Annotated in this window: 4 protein-coding genes; 3 read left to right on the forward strand and 1 reads right to left on the reverse strand. The window is 56.4% G+C overall.

Translation table 11 applies throughout. The features are described 5' to 3' along the window. Positions 1-328: 328 nt before the first annotated feature. Positions 329-1,339 carry a sulfite exporter TauE/SafE family protein gene (locus tag GOB90_RS18300; RefSeq protein ID WP_146892996.1) on the reverse strand — a complete coding sequence of 337 codons (1,011 nt, stop codon included), beginning with the start codon at positions 1,337-1,339 and terminating at the stop codon, positions 329-331. A gap of 372 nt (positions 1,340-1,711) precedes the next feature. On the opposite strand from GOB90_RS18300, the gene GOB90_RS18305 reads away from it, so the two are divergent. Genes GOB90_RS18305 through GOB90_RS18315 form a run of 3 tightly spaced genes read left to right on the forward strand, consistent with a single transcriptional unit; the run spans position 1,712 to position 6,973 of the window. Continuing rightward, a complete protein-coding gene (locus GOB90_RS18305; RefSeq protein ID WP_146892999.1) occupies positions 1,712-4,960 on the forward strand; it encodes an efflux RND transporter permease subunit in 3,249 nt (1,082 codons plus the stop codon). After that, positions 4,957-5,655, forward strand: coding sequence for a response regulator transcription factor (locus tag GOB90_RS18310; RefSeq protein WP_146893001.1), 699 nt, complete (start codon positions 4,957-4,959; stop codon positions 5,653-5,655). Before GOB90_RS18305 ends, GOB90_RS18310 begins: the two co-directional genes overlap by 4 nt. A 4-nt stretch (positions 5,656-5,659) precedes the next feature. After that, a complete protein-coding gene (locus GOB90_RS18315; RefSeq protein ID WP_173572209.1) occupies positions 5,660-6,973 on the forward strand; it encodes a sensor histidine kinase in 1,314 nt (437 codons plus the stop codon). The last annotated feature ends 100 nt before the right edge of the window (positions 6,974-7,073 follow it).

A 7,073-nucleotide genomic window follows, 5' to 3' on the forward strand; every position in this document is an offset into this window, starting at 1 on the left:
TGCGCTCGGGTGATTTCAGTCCAGGCCATCTTGATCTCATCAGGTTCTCGCAAACCCATGAATCATAACCTGCTGAAATCACTCAACTCATTTTCGGTCAGACACTCAGACCTGAAACCGTTCCGTCCCGGACAGTCCAAGCCGGGGATTTCAGTTCGCGCTGATCCAAATCCGAAGGACACGTCATCCAATGGACAGACCCGGCTTCGAATTGCAGGCCTGTTACGGGCAAAGCGACGCGGCTTACATCAACACGGCTGAATATCATTTAGACAGGGCATAATTCTGGAGTGAAAGTAGATAGATTGTATTTTCTTTGAAATAATCCTCAAATTGGTGCTGGATGAGATCGTTGCTGCCTGAACGGGGTTATGTACAAACCGCGCGATGGTGAAAGGTGAAAAATGGAACCGGAAGACGGGCGCATCCGAGGAAGACCGTTCGTCGCAACATCCTGATTTTTCAGAACGTGGCGTATTTCCAGTTCTGCTGAATTTTCGAGTTCGACGGACAGATAATGCTGACGCCAATCCAGCGCCAGTTCTGTCTCGCCCATACGCTGGACATAGTGAAATCTGACATCATTTTGCATGGTAATCTGATGGCCGGCCAAAGCCATCATTGCAACTCCGGCGACAACGGCCGCACCGTGCCCGATCCGTCTGAACAGATGATCAGGAATATGGTGCAGCCAAGCCTTCATGGCGGCGGAAGAGACAAGTGCAGCAATCGCCACCGCGACACCGGCCATCAGGGTCACCTGGTCGATCAATCCGTAAACCGTGTAAAGGACTACTTTCACGAGGTGGAGCAGGATGTCGTTGGCGGCGCGCGTTGCGACGATCTCTTCCTTGCGCAGTCCAAGACGATGATAAAAGCCGTTGAAGAGCAACCCGACGGCACCGGTGAACCCCGAAATAAAACCGGCAAGAGCGCCGACGACGGGGAGCCACGTCATGCCATCGGCTTCCGGATCTTTCCTGTCTCTTTTCTGGTGACGAAGCACGAGCGGCAGATTGCCGAGCAGGAAAAGGCCAAGAAGAAAATCCAGATAGGCAGGCTGGATCTGTTTGAGGAGCACGATACCACCCCATGCTGCGGGCAATGCCAGAGGGACGAAACGCAGCACGATCTGCCAGCGGATGGCTTTGAAAAAGAGGGCTATACGAGACAGGGAACTGACGGCCGTGCCGATCGAGAGCGCCGCGGGCACATGGTCGGCGGCGAGTATCAGGCCGAGTACCGGAATCACGATCAGCCCTGCTCCCCCGCCCGAGACGGCACTGAGGGCGAACGCGACCGCTGAAATGATGAATAGCGCAATAAATCCGAACACCATACCTGACGCCTCCTAATTCCTTCACCTCATCGCCTGCTATGGGGTGCCTTTGTCGCTGAACAACCGGAGCGGCTAGACGACAAAAAATCGAATTATTTTCGTCTCCAGACATCCTGGAGCCATATGCCGAACATAATAACACCAATAAAAAATCGACTCATCATTGTTGTTTTCTCGAATCTGATCCGAAAATATTAATACAATTCGACAATTTCCTAAGTGTATCGCATTCACCACTCAGAATAACTGTTTGTTCTGTTAATAATTCCCAACTTTTGCGACTTTATCTTGCCCGTGGCCCTGATTTCAATGAGGGTGACGGACCGATCCTGGTGAGAAACCCCGACATGCTGAATTGAAACGCCCACCCATATGACGGATTGGTTCATATCCAGACCGGTCGCCACGATCCAGCTGACCCTTTCGCTCTGCCTGCTCGGAATCATGGGATACCTCTCGCTTCCGGTGTCCGATCTGCCGAACATCGACTTTCCCGTCATTCAGGTGCAGGCGCTGCAACCCGGCGGAACGCCGGAACAGATTGCGCGCTCGATTGCCGAACCCCTCGAACGCCATCTCGGCACCATCGCCGGGCTTGAGGAAATGACCTCCCAGTCCAGTAGCGGCATGCTACGTGTAACACTTCAGTTCGCGCTTTCGCGCGATATCAATGGAGCAGCCCGTGACGTCGCGGCGGCCATTCAGGCGGCCCGAGTTGATCTACCCACGACGCTTCGCCAGAACCCAACTTACTCCAAGGCGAATCCGAATGATCCCCCAGCACTGATCCTGGCCCTGACCTCCGACACACGCACCTTGCCGGAGCTTTATGATCAGGCCACCAACAGGCTCCTGCCACGCATCTCACAGATCCGCGGCGTGGGGCTGGTACAGATCAGCGGTAGCGCCCTGCCTGCCGTGCGTGTCGAAATTAATCCGCTGGTCCTGTACAAATACGGGCTGGGCTTCGAGGATATCCGCGCTGCACTGGCATCCGCTAACGCCCACACTCCAAAGGGCTTTATCGATACCAGTGGTCGGCGCATGCAGCTCGAGACCAACGACCAGGTGCATCACGCGGCCGACTACCAGCAACTGGTGGTCGGCTGGCGCAATGGCCGCCCCATTCATCTGACGGATGTGGCCGAAATCGTCGATGGAGTGGAGGATGTCCGCAATGCCGGCTATTATGACGGCAAGCCGGCCATTATCGCGCAGGTCTATATGCAAGCCGGCGCAAATGTGGTCGCCGCCATGGACCAGTTCCACCGCGATCATGACAGCCTTACGGGTGGTCTGGTTTCTGGCGTGGATCTCGCTGTGGTGATGGACCGTTCAATCGTCATCCGCGCCTCCCTCGTCGACACCCAAACGACACTCGGCCTCTCCGTCGTTCTGGTGATCGCAATTGTCCTGCTGTTCCTCGGTTCCCCGCGCATCGTTCTGGTCCCTGCCATCGTCATTCCGGCGTCCCTCCTCGGCACACTCGGTTTCCTGTGGCTCCTTGGCTACGGTCTCGACAACATGTCCCTGATGGCCCTCACGATCTCGACCGGTTTCGTGGTCGATGACGCCATCGTGGTCGCCGAGAATATCGCCCGTTACGCCCAACAGGGCATGCCGTCCTTTGAGGCGGCACGACGCGGTGCGCGCGAGGTGCGCTTTACGATCGTCTCGATCACGGCGTCGCTCATCGTCGTATTTCTGCCGATCCTGCTGATGGGGGGATTGACCGGGCGCCTGTTTCACGAGTTCGCCATCACCGTCTCACTAACGCTGGTCGTATCTGCGGCGCTCTCACTGAGTCTGACGCCCATGCTCTGTGCCAGACTGGAAACGCATGCCGCCAATAATACCTTCACATGCGCTTTGGAGAATTGGCATGCTCGTATGCTGCGCATCTATCAATTCACCCTCGCGATCGCGCTAAACTACCGGGCTATAATCCTGCTCTCACTACCTCTTGCGCTCCTGATCACTGTGGCACTCTATCATTACCTTCCCCAGAGCCTGTTTCCTGATGAAGATACAGGAATGCTTCTTGGCCGGGTGATCGGAGATGAGACAATATCCTTTCAGGCAATGGAACGGGATATGAAGACGGTTCAGGGCCTGCTCCTGCAGGATCCGGATGTTGCTGATGTCGCCGGTTTCCTTGGTGGCCGGGGATCGTCCAACCAGGGAAACATCTTCATCCGCCTGACGGACAAAGCAGTGCGGAAGGATACTGTGGCCACGACCATCAGAAGGCTCGCTCAACGGACCCGTGTCCTGAAAGATGCCAAGTTCTTCGCGCTCCAGCGTGGTGCCATCCGGATCGGGGCGCGTCCGAGCAACGCGGCCTATCAATACAGCCTGCAAGGAGACGATCCGCAGGAGCTTTATGACTACACCCAGCGTCTCGTGATACGGTTGAAGCAGGAGAAAATGCTGATGGATGTGTCATCAGACGTTCTACTGGGTGGCGACAGTATGGATGTGCAGATCCAGCGCGACACGGCGGCCCGCGTCCAGATCACGCCACAACTGGTCAGCAACGTCCTGTATGACGCCTATGGCCAGCGGGCCGCGTCCGTCATTTATAATTCGCTCAATCAATATCGCGTTGTGATGGAAGTCGCTCCGAGCTTCTGGCAGTCGCCAGAATCACTCAGGCAGACATGGATCAGCACGTCTGGCGGAAGTCCCAGGGGCGGATCACGGTCCAATCTCATCCGGGTGCGGCTGCCGATGAGTGCAACGGTGACGACAAACGATAGCAGCACGCAGAGCGTTACCAACCAGATTGCCAACAGCCTGGCTGGGGGTGCTTCCGCATCTTCGGGGGCGGCCGTGTCGACGGCTCGTGAAACCATGATCCCCCTCTCGGTGGTCGCGACCCGCCAGCCGAACAAAACAGCTCTTGCCGTCAATCACGAAGGTCAGGCGACCGCTGCGACAATCTCCTTCAATCTTCCGCCCGGCGTCTCGCTAAATCAGGCGATGAACGCTTTTGACCGCGTTGTTGCCGAAGCCAGACTTTCTTCGTCGATTCAGGGCGCCTACGCGGGCAATGCTGCTCAACTTCGTAGCTCGGCCAGTAGCGAACCCCTGCTGATCGCGGGTGCAGTTTTCGGGATCTATATCATCCTGGGCATCCTCTACGAGAGCTATGTTCATCCGCTCACCGTGTTGTCTACGTTACCATCGGCAGGTGTTGGCGCGATGCTGGGTCTTTGGGTGTTCGGGGAGGAATTCTCTCTTATGGCCATGATCGGGCTGCTCCTGCTTGTCGGCATCGTCAAGAAGAACGCCATCATGCTGATCGATTTTGCCATAGAGGCCGAAAGAATGGGCTACAGCGCCGAGGAGGCCATCCGCCAGGCCTGCGCGCTGCGGTTCCGTCCCATCATGATGACCACATTCGCGGCGGCGTTCGGGGCTCTCCCGCTGGTGTTCGGTCATGGTTATGGTGCCGAACTTCGTTTACCCCTCGGCATCACGATCCTTGGTGGTCTTGCCATCAGTCAGGCTCTTACACTTTACACGACCCCGGTCCTCTATCTGGCGCTGGACAGGTTTTCTTCCGGTCGTCAGCACTCCGACACCAGACGCCATGTGGCAACGGAGGTCAGCCGGTGACAGACAATTCCCATAAAGCAACGCCACGCGTTCTGCTGGTCGAGGATGACCTGGACACGGCGACTTATATCGAGCGATCGCCCGTACTGGCGCATGTTGCCATCACGGTCGTTGCAGACGGCACGCAGGGCCAGAGTCTGGCTTTCAACGAATCATGGGACTGCATCATTCTCGATCGCAGGCTTCCCGGGCTGGATGGACTGAGTATCCTGCAGGCTATGCGCGCGGCCGATATCCAGACCCCAGTTCTGTTTCTGACGACCATGGATGGTGTCAGCGACCGCGTGACAGGCTTGAGGCGCGGCGCTGACGATTACCTCGTCAAGCCTTTTTCGGTGATCGAGCTTTCCGCAAGGCTTGACGCCCTGCTGCGTCGTACGGGGTCTCATCCTCAGGAAACACGTCTGATCTTCGCCGATGTCGAATTGGATCTTTTGCAAAGGGAAGTTTATCGCGCGGGACAAAAACTCTATATTCAGTCACAGGAACTGAATCTTTTGGAATATTTCATGCGTCGCCCTTTTGTCGTGGTCACGCGGGAAATGCTGCTTCAGGCCGTGTGGGACATCGATTTTCCCATCCGGACCAATCTTGTCGAAACACATATCAGCCGACTGCGTGAACGCCTTGGTCGAGACGCACCCCCTTTGATCCATACGGTCAGAGGACAGGGTTACGTGTTGCGGCGCTCCTGACGTCATGCCTTTATCCCGGACGCTAACCTCCCAGATATCGTCACGACGGCTGTCGGTTTTCCGCAGTTCGTCATTTCGCATTGTCGGCCTGTTTGCCGCCTGTTTTCTCGTCAGCGGACTGATGGTCATGGCGCTGTCAGGCTACCATAGCCAGAAGCTACTTTCGCAACAGCTCACGCGTACCGTTGCAAATGAACGGGACGAGACCTTGTCGGAAGCCCACGGCCAGAATGTGACCCTTCTGCATCCTGTCGTGAGCGAACTCGTCCAGAACGAGCCGGGATTTTATTATCTGCTACAGGATGCTGAGGAACATGTTGTCACCGGCAATATGTTCCACCTGCGACCGGTTGCAGGGTGGAGGTGGCTGTCATGGACACACCGCACAGTGCGTCCCGACCGACATCCTGTGATCGGATATGGCACGGTTCTGAGTGACGGCGGTTATTTCTTTGTTGGCATCGACGCCACGCCTCTCCAGTCCCTGCGTCGCGATCTCTGGCTGAGCCTGGCGTGGAGCAGCGTCGCCTTTCTCCTGATCGGTCTTGGTGGCGGTTTTATCCTTAGCCGTCTTGTGCTTGGCAAAATCGAAAGCGTTAGCCTGACCGCGCGTGAGATCATGCAAGGCGATATTTCACGCAGGCTTGTCCTCAACGGGACCGGAGATGAGTTCGATCATCTCTCCGGCAGCCTGAATGCGATACTCGACCGGAATGAGATTCTGATCACCAGTGTCCGTCAGGTGTCGGACGATATCGCCCATGACATGCGACGGCCTCTGGCGCGTCTGGGGCAGCATCTCGACGAAGCCATGGAGACGCCTCAGTCTGACAGGCGGGATGTCGCGCTGGAGCGAGCAAAAGACGATCTTCATAACGCACTCGAGATTTTTTCTTCTCTCCTGAGACTTACTCAGATTGAAGCCGGAGATCGCATTCCGGATAGCCAGACGCTCCCGGTCGTCGAACTGTTCGAGACGATTAACGCGTCCTATCTGGCGGTTACCGAAGATCATGCACAGACTCTTGTCGTGTCCATACCGCCACCGGACATGGTGATCGAGGGTAGCCGTGTTCTGCTGGCTCAGATGCTGTCCAATCTGGTCGAAAACGCCATCAATCATTCTTCTTCGGGAACAACAATCACCTTGTCCGCCAATCAAGGTGAAGCGGGGGCGGTTCTTGTAGTAGCGGATACGGGACCTGGTATCCTCGCTGCTGATCGCGAAAGGGTTTTCGAGAAAATGGTGCGGCTCGATGCAAGCCGTAACGTACCCGGCACCGGACTGGGACTGAGCATGGTGCGAGCTAGAGCATAATCTGACCTGACGGAGTCGTTTTGGGATTCCCGTTGGGCTGGAAATCTGATTCATGCTTTCTGCCGGACGGGAGGCTGGCATGCATGACCCGAGCCCTGTC

Source organism: Acetobacter oeni (genome assembly GCF_011516825.1).
GTDB lineage: Bacteria > Pseudomonadota > Alphaproteobacteria > Acetobacterales > Acetobacteraceae > Acetobacter > Acetobacter oeni.